15 protein-coding genes are annotated in these 16,509 nt (G+C 61.0%); 8 read left to right on the top strand and 7 right to left on the bottom strand.

What is annotated here, in order from left to right:
- Nucleotides 1-100: 100 nt before the first annotated feature.
- Nucleotides 101-2,308, top strand: coding sequence for a catalase HPII (gene katE, locus CAF87_RS27625; RefSeq protein WP_256576063.1), 2,208 nt, complete (start codon nucleotides 101-103; stop codon nucleotides 2,306-2,308).
- 121 nt (nucleotides 2,309-2,429) lie between these two features.
- Here katE and CAF87_RS27620 read toward each other — a convergent pair whose 3' ends face one another.
- The 4 genes from CAF87_RS27620 to zur are packed head-to-tail and all read right to left on the bottom strand — an operon-like array spanning nucleotide 2,430 to nucleotide 5,229.
- Nucleotides 2,430-3,143 carry a PA5502 family lipoprotein gene (locus tag CAF87_RS27620; RefSeq protein WP_085733852.1) on the bottom strand — a complete coding sequence of 238 codons (714 nt, stop codon included), beginning with the start codon at nucleotides 3,141-3,143 and terminating at the stop codon, nucleotides 2,430-2,432.
- Between the two features lie 37 nt (nucleotides 3,144-3,180).
- A complete protein-coding gene (gene znuB / locus CAF87_RS27615) occupies nucleotides 3,181-3,969 on the bottom strand; it encodes a zinc ABC transporter permease subunit ZnuB (RefSeq protein WP_065260666.1) in 789 nt (262 codons plus the stop codon).
- On the bottom strand, nucleotides 3,962-4,747 hold the full coding sequence (gene znuC / locus CAF87_RS27610; RefSeq protein WP_085733853.1) for a zinc ABC transporter ATP-binding protein ZnuC: 786 nt from the start codon (nucleotides 4,745-4,747) through the stop codon (nucleotides 3,962-3,964). Before znuC ends, znuB begins: the two co-directional genes overlap by 8 nt.
- A complete protein-coding gene (zur, locus tag CAF87_RS27605; RefSeq protein WP_011331783.1) occupies nucleotides 4,747-5,229 on the bottom strand; it encodes a zinc uptake transcriptional repressor Zur in 483 nt (160 codons plus the stop codon). Before zur ends, znuC begins: the two co-directional genes overlap by 1 nt.
- A gap of 66 nt (nucleotides 5,230-5,295) precedes the next feature.
- Here zur and CAF87_RS27600 point away from each other — a divergent pair, with 66 nt between their 5' ends.
- Entirely contained in the window at nucleotides 5,296-6,216 is a 921-nt protein-coding gene (locus CAF87_RS27600; RefSeq protein WP_085733854.1) for a zinc ABC transporter substrate-binding protein ZnuA, read from the top strand.
- A gap of 40 nt (nucleotides 6,217-6,256) precedes the next feature.
- Here the strand turns inward: CAF87_RS27600 and CAF87_RS27595 are convergent, their stop codons facing one another.
- Both CAF87_RS27595 and CAF87_RS27590 read right to left on the bottom strand, forming a co-directional pair.
- Nucleotides 6,257-7,210 carry a homoserine kinase gene (locus CAF87_RS27595; protein WP_085733855.1) on the bottom strand — a complete coding sequence of 318 codons (954 nt, stop codon included), beginning with the start codon at nucleotides 7,208-7,210 and terminating at the stop codon, nucleotides 6,257-6,259.
- A 60-nt stretch (nucleotides 7,211-7,270) separates the two neighbouring features.
- Nucleotides 7,271-7,561, bottom strand: coding sequence for a DUF2782 domain-containing protein (locus CAF87_RS27590; RefSeq protein WP_085733856.1), 291 nt, complete (start codon nucleotides 7,559-7,561; stop codon nucleotides 7,271-7,273).
- A gap of 74 nt (nucleotides 7,562-7,635) precedes the next feature.
- Here CAF87_RS27590 and polA point away from each other — a divergent pair, with 74 nt between their 5' ends.
- Complete coding sequence (gene polA, locus CAF87_RS27585; protein ID WP_085733857.1) at nucleotides 7,636-10,440, top strand: DNA polymerase I; 2,805 nt, start codon at nucleotides 7,636-7,638, stop codon at nucleotides 10,438-10,440.
- Nucleotides 10,441-10,866: 426 nt separating this feature from the next.
- On the opposite strand, the gene yihA is transcribed toward polA, so the two are convergent.
- A complete protein-coding gene (gene yihA / locus CAF87_RS27580; protein WP_085733858.1) occupies nucleotides 10,867-11,511 on the bottom strand; it encodes a ribosome biogenesis GTP-binding protein YihA/YsxC in 645 nt (214 codons plus the stop codon).
- A gap of 191 nt (nucleotides 11,512-11,702) precedes the next feature.
- On the opposite strand from yihA, the gene CAF87_RS27575 reads away from it, so the two are divergent.
- The 5 genes from CAF87_RS27575 to CAF87_RS27550 all read left to right on the top strand — a co-directional run bounded on the left by CAF87_RS27575 (nucleotide 11,703) and on the right by CAF87_RS27550 (nucleotide 16,496).
- Entirely contained in the window at nucleotides 11,703-12,008 is a 306-nt protein-coding gene (locus tag CAF87_RS27575; RefSeq protein WP_085713044.1) for a cytochrome c5 family protein, read from the top strand.
- A gap of 32 nt (nucleotides 12,009-12,040) precedes the next feature.
- Complete coding sequence (locus tag CAF87_RS27570; RefSeq protein WP_065260178.1) at nucleotides 12,041-12,652, top strand: cytochrome c; 612 nt, start codon at nucleotides 12,041-12,043, stop codon at nucleotides 12,650-12,652.
- A 210-nt stretch (nucleotides 12,653-12,862) separates the two neighbouring features.
- Nucleotides 12,863-13,504, top strand: a complete 642-nt coding sequence (locus CAF87_RS27560; protein WP_085713046.1) for a thiol:disulfide interchange protein DsbA/DsbL — start codon at nucleotides 12,863-12,865, stop codon at nucleotides 13,502-13,504.
- A gap of 14 nt (nucleotides 13,505-13,518) precedes the next feature.
- Nucleotides 13,519-14,397 (top strand): endonuclease/exonuclease/phosphatase family protein, encoded by an 879-nt coding sequence (locus tag CAF87_RS27555; protein WP_085733859.1) that lies wholly within the window; start codon nucleotides 13,519-13,521, stop codon nucleotides 14,395-14,397.
- Nucleotides 14,394-16,496, top strand: a complete 2,103-nt coding sequence (locus CAF87_RS27550; protein ID WP_085733860.1) for a diguanylate cyclase — start codon at nucleotides 14,394-14,396, stop codon at nucleotides 16,494-16,496. Before CAF87_RS27555 ends, CAF87_RS27550 begins: the two co-directional genes overlap by 4 nt.
- Nucleotides 16,497-16,509 lie beyond the last annotated feature (13 nt).

Genomic DNA, 16,509 nt, shown 5'->3' with positions numbered 1-16,509 from the left:
GCAATTAACCTTCGATTTGGCAATAACAAGATCAAAGGTCATAAAAAAGGAACGCCCAAATTCCTCGTCAGTCACTAGGTAAGCGACTTCAAAACCCTGGGTGCCGTGCCCGGGAGCCACTCAAGCGTCCCGGCGCAACGCCGGGGCAAACAGGAGTTCACGACTGATGAGTACGAAAAAAACTGCCACAGACAAAACCCAGATGGCCGGCACCGACACCCCGGATCGCGCCAATACCAACGCCAAACTAGACAGCCTGGAAAAATTTCGTTCCGACGCCACCGGCCAGGCCCTGCGCACCAATCAGGGCGTGAAGGTCGCGGACAACCAGAACACCCTCAAGGCCGGGCCGCGCGGGCCGTCGCTGCTGGAAGACTTCATCATGCGTGAGAAAATCACGCACTTTGACCATGAGCGGATTCCCGAGCGCATCGTCCATGCTCGCGGCACGGGTGCACATGGTTTCTTTCAAACCTACGAGAACCATTCCGCACTGACCAAGGCCGGATTCCTACGGGATCCGGGTAAGAAAACCCCGGTGTTCGTACGCTTTTCCACGGTGCAGGGGCCACGCGGTTCCGGCGACACGGTGCGTGACGTGCGTGGTTTTGCCGTGAAGTTCTTCACCGACGAAGGCAACTTCGATCTGGTCGGCAACAACATGCCGGTATTTTTCATACAGGACGCGATCAAGTTTCCCGACTTCGTCCATGCCGTGAAACCCGAGCCACACAACGAAATCCCCACCGGTGGCTCGGCCCACGACACATTCTGGGACTTCGTGTCGCTGGTGCCGGAGTCGGCACACATGGTCATCTGGGCCATGTCCGACCGAGCCATCCCGAAAAGTCTGCGCAGCATGCAGGGCTTCGGCGTGCACACCTTCCGACTGATCAACGCCGAGGGCAAATCGCGCTTCGTCAAATTCCACTGGCGCCCTACTGTCGGCACCTGCTCGCTGGTGTGGGACGAGGCGCAGAAGCTGGCCGGTAAAGACACCGACTACCATCGGCGCGATCTCTGGGAGGCCATCGAGATGGGTGACTACCCGGAATGGGAACTTGGCGTACAGGTCATCGAGGAGGAAAACGAGCACGACTTCGATTTCGACATCCTTGACCCGACCAAACTGATTCCCGAGGAAATCGTCCCGATCACGCCGCTGGGCAAGATGACCCTCAACCGCAACCCGGATAATTTCTTCGCCGAGACCGAGCAGGTCGCGTTCTGCCCCGGCCATATCGTGCCGGGGATCGACTTCTCCAATGACCCTTTGCTGCAAGGCCGGTTGTTTTCCTACACCGATACGCAGATCAGCCGACTCGGCGGGCCGAACTTTCATGAACTGCCGATCAATCGCCCGGTCGCACCGTTCCATAACGGCCAGCGCGATGCCCAGCACCGTACGGTGATCGACAAAGGCCGTGCCTCTTACGAACCGAATTCCATCGATGGCGGATGGCCCAAAGAAACACCACCGGCCGCACAGGACGGCGGGTTCGAGAGCTACCCGGAGCGCATCGACGCCAACAAGATCCGCCAGCGCAGCGAATCGTTCAGCGATCACTTTTCCCAGGCGCGACTGTTTTTCAACAGCATGAGCCCGCACGAGAAAGAGCACATCATCGCTGCCTACAGCTTCGAGTTGGGCAAGGTTGAGCGTGAATTCATCCGGGCGCGGGAAGTGAACGAGATTCTCGCCAACATCGACCTGGAGTTGGCCAAACGCGTGGCGGCCAACCTGGGTCTGCCAGCGCCAGGCAAAGGTACCGTGGACGTGCCGAAAACATCACTGGAGCGCTCGCCAGCGTTGAGTCAGGCCAACCTGTTGCCGGAAAACATCAAGACACGGAAAGTCGCGATCCTTGCGGCCAACGGTGTCGATGATGCGGCGATTGATGCGATGAAGAAGGCGCTGGCGGCAGAAGGTGCGCACGCCAAGCTGCTTGGCCCGACTTCGGCGCCAGTGAAGACCGCCGATGGCAAAACCCTGGCGGTGGATGCGTCGATGGAAGGCATGCCATCAATTGCGTTCGACGCGGTATTCGTGCCGGGTGGCGCGACGTCGGTCAAGGCGTTGAGCGGTGACGGCGTGGCGTTGCACTACCTGCTGGAGGCGTACAAACACTTGAAGGCAATCGCGCTGCATGGCGAGGCCAAACAGTTGCTGGACGTGCTGAAGCTGGAGACGGATGCCGGATTGCTGGAGGGCAAGGATGTTGGCGCGCTGACCAAGCCATTCTTTGCTGCGATCGGGCAGCATCGGGTTTGGGACCGGGAGCCCAAGGCCAAGGCTATTCCAGCTTAAGGCTGTTGGTTGACTGAAAGGACGCCTTCGCGAGCAAGCCCGCTCCCACATTGGTTCTGTGTCGCACACGAACCTAAATGTGGGAGCGGGCTTGCTCCGGGCGGCGTTCCGATGAAGCTTTTCAAGGTTTGCGCGGGCTCAGAACCATCTGCGCCGGCACCGTGCGCAGAATCTGCTTCTCGATCTTCAAATCGAAATCCGGATCAAGCTTCTTCACGCGCTTGGTGATCAACGTCGCCAGCCACGGGTAATCATTGGTGCGCGGGGCCTGAATGCTCACCGCACAGTCGTAATTCACCACATCGGCGGCGATCGCATCCAGTTGGCGGCGAAGTTTGCGGCTATCGGTGATATTCAGCGCAACCGTGGTGCTTTCGGCAGTCGGATCGATCACCTTGGCCTTCGGCTTGGCTTCAGCGGCCTGGAGCGCTGCTTCGGCTTTCTCCAGCTCAGCCTTGCGCGCTTCGGTGATGGCGCCGTTGACGCCACCAGTCAGCGCCGGGGCCTTGGGCATCAGCGCGCGGGCACGGGCCAAAGCGGTTGCGGCAGCATTCACATCGCCCTTTTGCAGGACGATCTGGCTGCGGCGCAGATAGGCTTCGGCCAACTGACGCTGGTATTGCTCCAGGGATTGATCGTTGGGTGTTTCGGCCTGCAAGGCTGCCAGTTGGTCTTCGGCAGTGGCCAGTTCGCTGCTGGCCAGGCTTTGCTCCAGCTGTGCGATGGCCGTGGCCCGCGCATCGGGGACTTCGGCCACCGGCGGCGTGCTTTGGCAGGCGCCCAGCAGCATTGAAAATGCGACAAGGAGCAGATAACGGGAGGCGAACGGCTTCATTCCTGCGACTCTCTATTTGCGCAAAAAACGAGCAAGTCTACACCCCTCGACGGGGCAGAACAAAACTCAGCAGAAACAGTGCGGCCGCCGTCACAACGATTGACGGACCGGCCGGGGTGTCCTTGAACCAGGACAGCGCCAGCCCGCCACACACGGCGAGCATGCCCAGCAGGCTCGCGCCCAGTGCCATCTGCTCCGGCGAACGGGCGTGACGTTGTGCCGCAGCCGCCGGGATGATCAACAGAGACGTAATCAGCAACACACCGACGATTTTCATCGCCACGGCGATCACCACCGCGATCAGCAACATCAACGCCATGCGCAAACCGGCCACCGGCAGGCCTTCGACCCGGGCCAGTTCTTCGTGCACGGTGATCGCCAGCAACGGCCGCCATAGCGTCACCAGCAACACCAGCACCGCCGCGCTGCCGCCGAGGATCCACGCAAGATCAGTCGGGCTGATCGCCAGCAGGTCGCCGAACAGGTAGGCCATCAGGTCGATCCGCACTTCATGCATGAAGCTTAGTACTACCAGGCCGAGAGAGAGCGTGCTCGGCGCAAGAATGCCCAGCAACGTGTCGGACGCCAGCGGCTGACGCTGTTGCAGGGTCACCAGCAGCACCGCCAGCAACAGGCAGCCCACGGTGACCGCGACGGTCGGGCTGACATCCAGCAGAAAGCCCAGCGCCACGCCGAGCAGCGCGGCGTGGGACAGGGTGTCGCCGAAATAGGCCATGCGCCGCCAGACCACGAACGAGCCCAGCGGCCCCGCGACCACCGCCAGCGCCAGACCTGCAAGCAGGGCGTAGAACAGAAAATCAGCCATGCTTGCAGCTATCTCCGTGAACGTGAGGTTGGCCCGTCACAGGCCCTTTGACCACCGAGCCATGCAGGTCATGGGCGTGGTCGTGATGGTGGTGATAGACCGCCAGGCTCGGCGCGTGATTGCCGAACAGCTCAACGAAGGCCGGGTCGCCACTGACCTGCTCGGGATGCCCGGAGCAGCAGACATGACGGTTGAGGCACACCACTTGGTCGGTGGTGCTCATCACCAGATGCAGGTCGTGGGACACCATTAACACGCCGCAGCCATGACGGTCGCGCAGGCGGGTGATCAGGCTGTACAGCTCGGCCTGGCCGGCGACATCGACACCTTGCACCGGCTCGTCGAGCACCAGCAGTTCGGGCTCGCGCAACAGCGCCCGGGCCAGCAGCACGCGCTGCATTTCACCGCCGGAAACGCTTTGCACCGGGCTGTCGATGACGTGCTCGGCGCCGACTTCCTTGAGTGCCGCCAGCGCACGCGGGCGATCGACGCCCGGTACCAGTCGCAGAAAGCGCAGGACTGACAACGGCAGGGTCGGATCAACGTGCAGCTTTTGCGGCATGTAACCGATGCGCAGTTTCGGCTTGCGCCAGACGCTGCCGCTGTCGGGTCTCAGCAGCCCGAGCACGGCGCGCACCAGCGTGGTCTTGCCGGCGCCATTGGGGCCGATCAGGGTGACGATCTGCCCCGGCTCGACGCTAAGGTGAATGTTGTCCAGCACGTTCTGCCCGGCAAACCGGACAGCCACCTGCTCCAGACGGATCAACGCATCGCTCATCAAGCCCCCCGGCAACCGGAGCAGAGGCCGACCACTTCGACGGTCTGGGCTTCGACGATGAAGCCGACGTCCTTGGCGCTATGAACGATGGCGTCGCTGATGGTTTTTTGCTCAAGCTCGATGGCCGCATGGCACTCGCGACAGATCAGGAACTGACCCTGGTGCGAATGTTTCGGGTGAACGCAGCCGACAAAGGCGTTCAGCGAGGAGATGCGGTGCACCAGGCCGTTTTCCAGCAGGAAATCCAGTGCGCGGTACACAGTCGGCGGCGCAGCGCGACGGCCGTCCTGCTCGCTGAGCACCGCCAGAATGTCGTAGGCACCCAGCGGCTTGTGGCTCTGCCAGACCAGTTCCAGCACCCGCCGACGCAATGCGGTCAGGCGCAGGCCTTTCTGTGCACACAAGGCATCGGCCTCGGACAGGGCGCTGTGGACGCAATGGGAGTGGTCGTGGGGACGGCTGGCAATCGGGGTAATAGGCATGAGCGGCGACGAGTTTGGTTAGAGACGTTATTATGTTACCCGTTCTCGCCTCCTTGAGTGGTCATCGTGTCCCGACTTTTTTCTGTTTTTGTGGCATTTGTCGCCAGTTTTCTGCTGATCGGTTCGGCTCAGGCCGAAGTCAGAGTCCTCACCAGCATCAAGCCGCTGCAATTGATTGCTGCCGCCGTGCAGGACGGCGTGGCGATTCCGGAAGTGTTGCTGCCGCCGGGGGCCTCCCCGCATAACTACGCGTTGCGCCCGTCCGACGTGCGCAAGGTGCAATCGGTGGATCTGCTGTACTGGATTGGCCCGGACATGGAAGGTTTCCTGCCCCGCGTGCTGAACGGTCGTACGCTGCCGAGCGTCGCCGTGCAGGATCTGCCGGGCATGAAGCTGCGCCGCTTCGCCGAAGACAGCCACTCCCACGCCGAAGACGCCGACGAGCATGATCACGATCACCGCCCAGGCACCCTCGATGCGCATTTGTGGCTATCGCCGGTAAACGCGCGGGTTATTGCCGACAAAATGGCCGCTGATCTGAGCGCCGTCGATCCGGCCAATGCCGAACGCTATCAGAGCAACGCCAAGGCGTTCGACGAGCGTCTCGATGCATTGGATCAGCGCTTGAAGAAACGTCTGGCCAGCGTTGAAGGCAAACCCTACTTCGTCTTCCACGAAGCCTTCGACTACTTCGAAGATGCCTACGGCTTGAAACATACCGGTGTGTTCAGCGTGGCGGCGGAAGTGCAGCCGGGCGCTCAGCATGTGGCCGCGATGCGCGCACGCTTGCAGGAAGTCGGAAAGACGTGCGTATTCAGCGAGCCGCCGCTGCGCCCACGACTGGCCGAAACTCTGGTGGCGGGCCTGCCGGTGAAGCTGGCGGAGCTGGATGCGTTGGGCGGGTACACGCCAGCGACGGCTCAGGGTTACGAGCACGTGCTGGAGAAGCTGGGGAATGATCTGGCGGGTTGTCTCGAATCGCTCTGATACAAAAAACCGCAGCCTGCACAGGCTGCGGTTTTTCCTTTTACAGGGCGAAAGGTAGCGGCGTATTGACCGTCTGACGCTGCGCCAGCCGCTGCTCGAACTCTTTCGGATCGTGAATCAGCACGTCCTGCCCGGCGAACGATTCCGCCGCAATCAACCGCGACAGCCAGAACCGCACACATGCTACTCGCAACATGGTCGGCCACAACTCGGCCTCGGCCGCGGTGAACGGGCGCAGCGCCGCGTAGGCACCCAGGAAGGCCCGCGCACGCGGACCGTCGATCAGGCCGTCATCGTCTGAACACCAGTCGTTCAAGGCAATCGCCACATCGTAGAGCATTGGCCCCGAGCAGGCGTTGTAGAAGTCGATCAGCCCGGTCAGGTGCGTGCCTTCGAACATCGCGTTGTCGCGAAACAGGTCAGCGTGGATATTCGCCCGTGGCAGTGCGAGAATTTTCTCTTTCTGTTGGGTGATTTCTTCCAGCGCCTTTTGCAGCAGCGCACGCGGCTCGTCGCTCAGGTGCGAAAGAAACTCGGTGCCCTCCTCCAGCATCCAGTCCAGGCCACGATCGGTCTTGCGCTTGATCATGCTGTCGCCCTGGGTCGCCAGGTGCAGGTGCGCCTGCAAGTCACCGACCTGCGCGCAATGCTGGGCATTGGCCTGCTTGATGTGCTTGCCGGCAAGGCGCGGCTGCAGCAGCGCCGGCTTGCCTTTCAGCTCGCGCAGGGCCACGCCATCAATGGTGCGCAGTGCGTAAGGCACTGGCAGGTCGGCTTCGTGCAGGACGTCGAGCAGGTCGATGAAGAACGGCATTTCCTGCACCGGGCCGCGCTCGACCAGGGTCAGGACGAACTCGCCCTTTTCCATGCTGATGAAGAAGTTGGTGTTTTCGCTGCCGGCGGCGATCCCCTGGAAATCGAGCAGACGGCCGAGCCCGTATGGGGCGAGAAAGGTTTCCAGCTCGGGCCGAGCCAGGGGGGTAAACACAGACATGGTTAAAAACTGCTCAGTTCTGGCGCCGCCATCGAGCCGGCGCCGGTTGAAATTAAGAAACTACTTCCACTCGAAAATCTTCCACGCCGGGATCAGCATATCCGGCTGGTCCGAGCGGATGAAGTTTGCATCAGTACCGTCCGCGCGCACCAGAAAATAGGGCGGAAAACCCTTCTTGGTCACCTTGATCGCGTACAGGAAACCGTTCTGCCGGTACTCCTGGATGGTTTTGTCACCCTCGGTGCGGATGGTGACTTCCGGCTCCGCTGACGGCGCATCATCCGCCGCGATCGCAGGCAACGGTGAGAGAGCAATCAAACTGACCAGCAGCAAGCGATTTAACGTACGCATGATAACCTTGTCCCTTTGTCGTCAACGGTCCCGCTATTCTAGCGCCGGACCCGCCGAAAAGGTTGATCCTGCTCATGAGCCAAGCCCCCCTCGTCCTGGTGGACGGTTCGTCTTACCTTTACCGCGCTTTTCACGCGCTGCCACCGCTGACCACCTCCAAAGGCATGCCGACCGGTGCGGTCAAAGGCGTGTTGAACATGCTCAAGAGCTTGCGCAAACAGTATCCGGACAGCCCGTTCGCCGTGGTGTTCGACGCCAAGGGCGGGACATTTCGCGATGAGATGTACGCCGAGTACAAGGCCAACCGCCCAAGCATGCCCGACGACATGCGCCTGCAGATCGAGCCGCTGCACCAGAGCGTGAAAGCCCTCGGCTTCCCGCTGCTGTGCGTCGAAGGCGTCGAGGCCGATGACGTGATCGGCACCCTGGCCCGCAGCAGCGCGGCCGCCAATCGTCCGGTGATCATTTCCACCGGCGACAAGGACATGGCGCAACTGGTCGACGGTCACATTACCTTGGTCAACACCATGTCCGGTAGCTCGATGGATGTGGAGGGCGTGAAGGAGAAATTCGGCGTCGCTCCGGAGCAGATCATCGATTATCTCGCCCTGATGGGCGACTCTTCCGACAACATCCCCGGTGTTCCCGGCATCGGGCCGAAAACCGCTTCCGGCCTGCTGGTCGGCGTCAACGGCGGCCTGACCGAGCTCTATGCGCACCTCGACATCGTGCCGACCCTGCCGATTCGCGGCGCCAAGACCCTGCCGGCCAAGCTCGAAGAGCACAAGGAGATGGCATTCCTCTCCTATCAACTGGCGACCATCAAGGTCGACGTGCCACTGGACATCGGCCTCGACGACCTGCAAATGGGCCCGGAAGATCCGGCCAAGCTGCTTGAGCTTTACACCCTGCTGGAGTTCAAGAGCTGGATCAACGACCTGGAGCGCGATGCCAAGCGTCTGGAGCTGAGCAGCGCCGCTGCACCGGAACCGGCCGTCGATCTGTTCAACGCACCCGCTGAGGAAGCGCCTGCCGCTCCGACTGAAGCCGCGTACGAGACCATCCTCGATCAGGCCCGCTTCGACGTCTGGCTGGAAAAACTCAAGAACGCCAAGCTGTTTGCCTTCGACACCGAAACCACCGGCGTCGACGCGCAACAAGCGCAACTGGTCGGTCTGTCCTTCGCGGTGCAAGCCAACGAAGCGGCCTACATCCCGCTGACCCACTCCTACATCGGCGTGCCGGAGCAACTGGATCGCGACACCGTGCTGCGCGCGCTCAAGCCGATCCTGGAAGACCCGAACAAACTCAAGGTCGGCCAGCACGCCAAGTTCGACATCAACATCCTGGCCAACTGCGCCATCGGTGGCGACCAGAACGAAGGCATCACCGTGCGCGGGATTGCCTTCGACACGATGCTTGAGTCCTACGTGCTCAACTCCACCGCCACCCGCCACGACATGGACAGCCTGGCGCAGAAGTACCTGGATCACACCACCGTGAGTTTCCAGGACATCGCCGGCAAAGGCGCCAAGCAACTGACCTTCGACCAGATCGCGCTGGAGCAGGCCGGACCGTACGCCGCCGAAGATGCCGACGTGACCCTGCGCCTGCACCAGACGCTGTTTGAAAAGCTCAGCGCCATCCCGAGCCTGGCCAGCGTGCTGACCGACATCGAGATTCCGCTGGTGCCGGTACTGGCGCGCATCGAGCGTCAGGGTGCGTTCGTTGACGCGGCACTGCTCGGCGTTCAGAGCATCGAGCTGGGCGACAAGATGGTTGCGCTGGAGCGTGAAGCCTTCGAAATTGCCGGTGAAGAATTCAACTTGGGTTCACCGAAGCAACTGGGCGTGATCCTCTACGAAAAACTCGGCCTGCCGGTGCTGAAGAAAACCGCCAAGGGCCAGCCGTCCACTGCCGAAGAAGTCCTGGCAAAACTGGCCGAAGACGATCACCGCCTGCCGAAAGTGCTGATGGAACACCGCTCCATGAGCAAGCTGAAAAGCACCTACACCGATCGCCTGCCGGAGCAGATCAACCCGCGTACCGGGCGCATTCACACCTCGTACCATCAGGCGGTGGCATCGACCGGCCGCTTGTCGTCGAGCGATCCGAACCTGCAGAACATTCCGGTGCGTACCGCTGAAGGCCGACGCATCCGTCAGGCCTTTGTCGCGCCGAAAGGCTACAAACTGCTGGCGGCGGACTACTCGCAGATCGAATTGCGGATCATGGCGCACCTGTCCCGCGACGAAGGGCTGATGAACGCCTTCCGCAACAACCTGGACGTGCACACCGCCACTGCGGCGGAAGTGTTCAAGGCCAAACTGAACGAAGTGACGCCCGACCAGCGCCGTGGCGCCAAGGCGATCAACTTCGGCCTGATCTACGGCATGGGTGCGCAGAAGCTGGGCAAGGACATCGGCGTCGACACCAAGACCGCCAAGGCCTACATCGACACCTACTTCGCGCGCTACCCCGGCGTTCGTGAATACATGGATCGCACCCGCGCGCAGGCTGCCGATCAAGGCTACGTGGAAACGATTTTCGGCCGCCGTCTGTACCTGCCGGACATCAACTCCAACAAGCCACAGGAACGAGCTGCCGCTGAACGCACGGCGATCAACGCGCCGATGCAGGGCACCGCAGCTGACATCATCAAGAAAGCCATGGTGGCGGTGGACAACTGGCTGAGCGTTTCCGGGCTGGACGCCAAAGTCATCCTGCAGGTGCACGACGAACTGGTGCTGGAGGTTCGTGAGGATCTGGTCGATCAGGTTCGCGACGAAATTCGCGTGCACATGAGCGAAGCGGCGAAGCTGGATGTGCCGTTGCTGGTGGAAGTGGGAGTCGGCAACAACTGGGACGAGGCGCACTGAGGCCTCTGGGACGGGATTTTGCCGCGACATGACGTCGCGGCAAAGGCATCGAAAGGGGCTTAGTTCTGATCGATCTTGAGCTTATTCCAAAGTTTTTTGAAAAGAATCTGAACTAATCTTGCGACAGGCCACTCAGAGATACTGAATGGCTGGTGAAGCCCTTCGATGCTCCTATGTTGTGTTAAGTGTTGGCAGATATCTGAACCCCGCCCTAGCGGTTCGGAACTTGAACCCCGGAACTTCTCCCTCCCCATATGAAGTCCGGGGCTTTTTTTGCCCAAAAATTGGCTGTAGCACGGTCATGCTGCGTTAAAAGCGGTACTAAAAATGCTCATTCAGGTCCCCTAAAGTCGAGCGCGACCCCGGCCGTTTTACTAACACTTTTGCCTTGCCTGACCGCACTACAGCCAATTTTCCATATTCCGATTATTCGGTCGCCGCTTCTGCGCCTTTGTCTGCCAACTCCATCCAGCCCGCCAGTTTGGTGTAGGCCTCTTCCAGGCCCATGCGTTTTGGAGCGGAGAACAGCTGGATCGTCACCAGATCGCCCCACCCCTTACGGATTTCCGACTGCACCTTGAGCAGCGTGTTCTTGGCTGCGCCGTAGGTCAGCTTGTCCGCCTTGGTCAGCAGAATGTGCATCGGCATGCCGGCCGCAACGGCCCAATCGAGCATCAGCAGGTCGAAGTCGGTCATTGGATGACGGATGTCCATCATCAGAATCAAACCCTTCAAACTCTCGCGGCCACCGAGGTAAGCCTCGAGGTGACGCTGCCAGTGTTGCTTGAGCGGGATCGGTACTTTTGCATAACCGTAGCCCGGGAGGTCGACCAGACGCCGTTCATCGTCTAGCTTGAAGAAGTTCAACAGCTGTGTGCGACCCGGGGTTTTCGAGGTGCGCGCCAGGCTGGCGTGAGTCAGAGTGTTCAGCGCGCTGGATTTACCGGCGTTGGAACGACCGGCGAACGCCACTTCGAAGCCTTCGTCGTCGGGGCACTGATCGACTTTGGCGGCACTGAGCATGAACGTGGACTGTTGGCACAGGCCGAGGATGGGATTCTTGAGTTGCATGGGATTTCCGATGTGGGCGGCGCCGGGATTGGGCGCGGAACGCGGTGTCGCTTCCGTTTCAGTGACGCCAGTATATAATGCCGCAGATTTTGTGTGTGCTTTGTCCCAGCGAAGGATGAAGTTCACGAGAGCGACAGACTTTGATTGCGCAACAGAACGCAGATCGCTCTCAACCCTGAAAAGGTCGTTTTATGACGAAATGGCTGCTGGCTGCCGGAGTTCTGATGCCGCTTTACAGCGCACAGGCTACACAGGATCCGGAAGCCGTGTACAACCGTGTTTGTGGTGCCTGTCATTCCGGCCAACTACCCATGGCGCCCAGAAGAGGCGATCAGGAAGCTTGGACGCCGAGGTTGGCGAAAGGTATGGAGACGCTGGTGCAACACGTGACCCAGGGTTTCAAGGCGATGCCGCCGCGTGGTTTGTGCATGGACTGCAGTGCCGAGGATTACCAGGCCATCATCCTCTGGATGAGCGGAAGTAAACCCGGTCCATAACTCTTAACCCTTAGCCGTAGTTGGATTAGCTGATGAACAAATTGATCGTGAGTCTGCTGTTGACCGTGGGAATTTCAGGTTTCGCCCATGCTGCAGGCGATGCCGCCGCAGGCCAGGCGAAGGCTGCCGTATGCGGGGCCTGCCATGGCCCGGATGGCAACAGCATGGCGCCAAACTTTCCAAAACTGGCCGGCCAGGGTGAACGCTACCTGACCAAGCAACTGCACGACATCAAGTCAGGCAAGCGCACCGTTCTGGAAATGACCGGGCTGCTGACCAACCTTAGCGATCAGGACCTGTCCGACATCGCCGCCTACTTCGCCAGCCAGAAAGGCAGCGTCGGCGCCGCCGATCCGAAGATCGTCGCTCGCGGTGAAGCCCTGTTCCGTGGCGGCAACCTGGAAAAAGGCCTGCCAGCCTGCACCGGTTGCCACTCGCCAAACGGCGCCGGCAACGCAGCCGCCGGCTTCCCGCACCTGGGTGGCCAGCACGCTCAATACATCGCCAAACAGCTGACCGATTTCCGCAAGGAAGAAGCCGGTCGCAACAACGACGGCGATGCCATGACCATGCGCACCATCGCTCGCAAGCTGAGCGACGAAGACATCGCGGCGGTCTCCAGCTACATTCAAGGCCTGCACTAAGGCCAGGCGTGCGATGGTGATTCGAGCGTTGCGTGCGAAGGGCAAAGCCCGCCACTTTAACGCTCGATTAATCCGTTGCATGAAGTATAAAAAGGGTGGCTTTGGCCGCCCTTTTTTGTGGCCGCTGCCGTTACACTACAGAACTCATGCCCGCCAGGATCTGTCTGAAAACAGGTCGCGCGAGGCGACCAATTTGCCCAGGAGTAAAGCATGCGTAATCTGATCATCAGCGCCGCCCTCGTCGCTGCCAGCCTGTTCGGCGTGACGGCCCAGGCCGCCGAAGCACCTGCCGCCCCGTACGTCGAACTGAGCAATCCGGTACCGGTTGCCGTACCTGGCAAGATCGAAGTGGTGGAGCTGTTCTGGTACGGCTGCCCGCACTGCTATGCCTTCGAACCCGTGATCAATCCATGGGTTGAAAAACTGCCTTCCGACGTCAACTTCGTCCGCATTCCTGCCATGTTCGGCGGCCCTTGGGACGCACACGGTCAGATGTTCCTGACCCTGGAGGCCATGGGCGTCGAGCACAGCGTTCACGCAGCCGTGTTCAACGCGATCCAGAAAGAACACAAGAAGCTGACCGACAAGAACGACATGGCCGACTTCCTCGCCACCCAAGGCGTAGACAAGGACAAGTTCCTGGCCACCTTCGACTCCTTCGCCATCAAGGGTCAGATCGTCAAGGCTCGTGAACTGGCCAAGAAATATGAAATCTCCGGCGTTCCAACCATGATCGTCAACGGCAAATACCGCTTTGACATCGGGTCTGCCGGTGGTGCCGAGGAAGCTCTGAAACTGGCTGACCAACTGGTGGCCAAAGAACGAGCGGCCAACAAGGCGGCCGCCAACTAAGCGCGGCAATCGCCATGCGCCGCTGGGGAACCGAACGACTCGTCGGCCTGCATGATCCGCAGGTCAACGAGCATCACCTGGAATCCACGGGCCTGCCCGCAGACAGCCGTTTGCGCTTGCTCAGCTTCAATATCCAGGTCGGCATCAGCACCGAGCGGTATCGGCACTACCTGACTCGCAGCTGGCAGCATCTGCTGCCACACACCGGGCGCTCCGGCAATCTGCAAAAGATCGGCAATCTGCTCGGCGACTTCGACCTGGTCGCTCTGCAGGAAGCCGATGGCGGCAGCCTGCGTTCAGGCTATGTCAATCAGGTCGAACACCTGGCCCATCTCGGCGCCTTTCCCTACTGGTATCAACAACTCAATCGCAACCTCGGCCGACTGGCCCAGCACAGCAACGGCGTGCTCAGTCGCCTGCGCCCGTGGGCGATCGAAGACCATCCGCTGCCGGGGCCGAAAGGTCGCGGGGCAATTCTGGTGCGTTTCGGCGAAGGTCCCGAGGCGCTGGTGGTGGTAATGATGCACCTGGCGCTCGGCGCCCGGGTACGCACCATGCAACTGGCCTATATCCGCGAGCTGATCGGCGGCTACAAGCATCAGGTGCTGATGGGGGACATGAACACCCACGCCAGCGACCTGCTGCAACGCTCGCCCTTGCGCGACCTCGGTCTGCTGGCCCCGCAACTCGAAGCGACGTTCCCCAGCTGGCGCCCGCAGCGCTGCCTGGACCATATTCTGCTCAGCCCGACCCTGACGCTGGAAAAGGTCGAAGTGCTGGCCCAACCGATTTCCGATCACCTGCCCGTCGCGGTAGAGATTCGTCTGCCGGGTTCGCTCACGGCCGATGCATTGCCCGCGTTGAGTCCTGCCCCTCGCGGAACGCCTGAATGAGCGACGAAGCCCAGCGCTGGAAAGAGAAATACCTCAAAAGCATCGAACAACAGGAAAAGCTTGAACGTCGATGGGACGCCCGGCTCGATCTGCTGCGCCGCGGCCTGGTACGTAGCACACTCGCGGCGGAAGGCACCGATCGTGTGGTCGACCAATGCATGAAGGAAATGCGCGATGTAGTGCGCACCGACGACATGGATGCCGGCCTCGCCGCCCTGTTGCCGCGCCTTGAAAAAGCCGTGCTCGACTCCGAGCAACGCCGTGAAACCCGGATCGAGCAGGTCAGCACCGCGCTGAACTCGCTGGTTACTCAGTTGCAAGCGCTGCCGCTATCCCGTGAAGTCGCCCAGCCGTTGAAGAAATTCGCCAAGCAGCTCGACGGACGAGTCAGTCAGGCCCGGGAAATGCCGCTATTGCTGAGCGAACTCAGCGGTTTGCAGGGCAAGGCGTTGAGCCAACTGGAGACACCGGCGGAACCGGGACGTCCGGGATTGTTGCAGCGCCTGTTCGGCAGCCGTGACAGCGAGGAAACCCCTGCACCTGTGGCTCAGCCTGCCGTGACCTCTCCAGCCGCTCAGCCAGAGCAACCGCACCCCGCGCCTGAAAGCACGCCAATGCCAGAAGCGCCTGCCGCAATCGCCGAACCGGCAGCCATTGCCTCCGTCAGTGAAGCACCGGTCGCCGCACCTCTGGTCGCGCCACTGCAAGCTTCAGCACCAACGCCAATATCAACACCCGAGCCTGTTGCAGAGCCGGAAGTGGTTGCCTTCGAGCCTGCCCGGATCATCACAGAAGTCGTTACGGCTCCCAGCGAACCGGAACCCTCCGAGCCAGAACCCGAGCCGCAAGCCTTCACGCCGCCTCCAGTCTTTGCGCCATCGACACCGATCGCCATCAACCCTGACGAACTGATCCACCCCGGCGACAACCCGCCTCCGGTCTTCCTCGACAGCCTGCCCCTGCCCGAGCCCATCGCGCAGGCCCTGGCGGCCATCGATCCGGAGCAGTCCGAGCACGACATTCTCTACGCCCTGCCGGATTCGCCCGAACCCTCCTACAGCTCAGTGGCCAAGCACATCGAAGACACGCTGATCGGCCTGCTGGACGACCTGACCCTGCCGGAACGCCACCGCCCGCAAGCCGAAGCCATGCGCGACCGGCTGAAAAATGGCCTGAACTGGTACGAACTGTTACCGATCCTCGACGATCTGGCGACCTTGATGCTGGCCATCACCGATAGCGGTCAGCACGAATTCGAGACCTACCTGCAACGACTCAACGAACGCCTCGAAGCGTTTCAGAGCAACCTGCAGGCGGCCAGCGAAGGTCACGCCGACAACAGCTCTGCGGCGCGAGCGATGGACACGCAGATTCGTGAACAGGTCGATGGCCTGCAGAACAGCGTGCAGGAAGCGGCGGACCTGAACGACCTCAAGCAGGTACTGGAAAACCATCTCGAAGGCCTGCTCGGCACGATGGACCAGCACCAGAAACAACGTGACGCCCGGGAGCAGGAAGTGGCCGGACGCCTGAAAAGCCTGGCCGAGCGTGTGGCGCACATGGAACAGGAAGCCCTTGGTTACCGCGAGCACCTTGAAGAGCAGCGCCAGAAAGCCCTGATCGATCCGCTTACCGGCCTGCCCAACCGCGCCGCCTGGAGCGAACGGCTCGACCACGAAATCGCCCAATGGCAGCAGCATGGCAATACTCTGAGCCTGGCGATTCTCGACCTCGATCACTTCAAACGGATCAACGACAACTACGGGCACCTGGCCGGCGACAAGGTGTTGAAGATCATCGCCACAGTGCTGCGCAAACGCCTGCGTGGCAGCGATTTCATTGCCCGCTTCGGCGGTGAAGAGTTCGTCTTGCTGCTACCGGCCACCCCGCCCACCGTCGGTGTCAAACTGCTGGAAACCATGCGCGCCGCCATCGAGGCCTGCCCGTTCCACTTCAAGGGTGAGCGAGTCACGATCACCATTTCCATGGGACTGGCGGCGTTCAGGCCGGGAGAACACAGTGATCTGGTGCTCAAAAGAGCCGATCAGGCGTTGTACCGAGCCAAAAACGCAGGTCGCAACCGGGTGGAGTTGGGCTGAAGACAATTGTTCC

It is taken from the genome of Pseudomonas sp. R38(2017) (assembly GCF_002112395.1).
Taxonomy (GTDB): Bacteria; Pseudomonadota; Gammaproteobacteria; order Pseudomonadales; family Pseudomonadaceae; genus Aquipseudomonas.
The sequence above is the reverse complement of the archived record's forward strand: the minus strand, read 5'-3'. Positions and strand labels throughout refer to the sequence as shown.

Coding starts and splice junctions, on each gene's coding strand:
- CAF87_RS27620 (WP_085733852.1), bottom strand. CDS start 3,143: ATGAAGCCGTTCGCCTCCCGTTATCTGCTCCTTGTCGCATTTTCAATG.
- znuB (WP_065260666.1), bottom strand. CDS start 3,969: ATGGCTGATTTTCTGTTCTACGCCCTGCTTGCAGGTCTGGCGCTGGCG.
- znuC (WP_085733853.1), bottom strand. CDS start 4,747: ATGAGCGATGCGTTGATCCGTCTGGAGCAGGTGGCTGTCCGGTTTGCC.
- zur (WP_011331783.1), bottom strand. CDS start 5,229: ATGCCTATTACCCCGATTGCCAGCCGTCCCCACGACCACTCCCATTGC.
- CAF87_RS27595 (WP_085733855.1), bottom strand. CDS start 7,210: ATGTCTGTGTTTACCCCCCTGGCTCGGCCCGAGCTGGAAACCTTTCTC.
- CAF87_RS27590 (WP_085733856.1), bottom strand. CDS start 7,561: ATGCGTACGTTAAATCGCTTGCTGCTGGTCAGTTTGATTGCTCTCTCA.
- polA (WP_085733857.1), top strand. CDS start 7,636: ATGAGCCAAGCCCCCCTCGTCCTGGTGGACGGTTCGTCTTACCTTTAC.
- yihA (WP_085733858.1), bottom strand. CDS start 11,511: ATGCAACTCAAGAATCCCATCCTCGGCCTGTGCCAACAGTCCACGTTC.
- CAF87_RS27575 (WP_085713044.1), top strand. CDS start 11,703: ATGACGAAATGGCTGCTGGCTGCCGGAGTTCTGATGCCGCTTTACAGC.
- CAF87_RS27570 (WP_065260178.1), top strand. CDS start 12,041: ATGAACAAATTGATCGTGAGTCTGCTGTTGACCGTGGGAATTTCAGGT.
- CAF87_RS27560 (WP_085713046.1), top strand. CDS start 12,863: ATGCGTAATCTGATCATCAGCGCCGCCCTCGTCGCTGCCAGCCTGTTC.
- CAF87_RS27555 (WP_085733859.1), top strand. CDS start 13,519: ATGCGCCGCTGGGGAACCGAACGACTCGTCGGCCTGCATGATCCGCAG.
- CAF87_RS27550 (WP_085733860.1), top strand. CDS start 14,394: ATGAGCGACGAAGCCCAGCGCTGGAAAGAGAAATACCTCAAAAGCATC.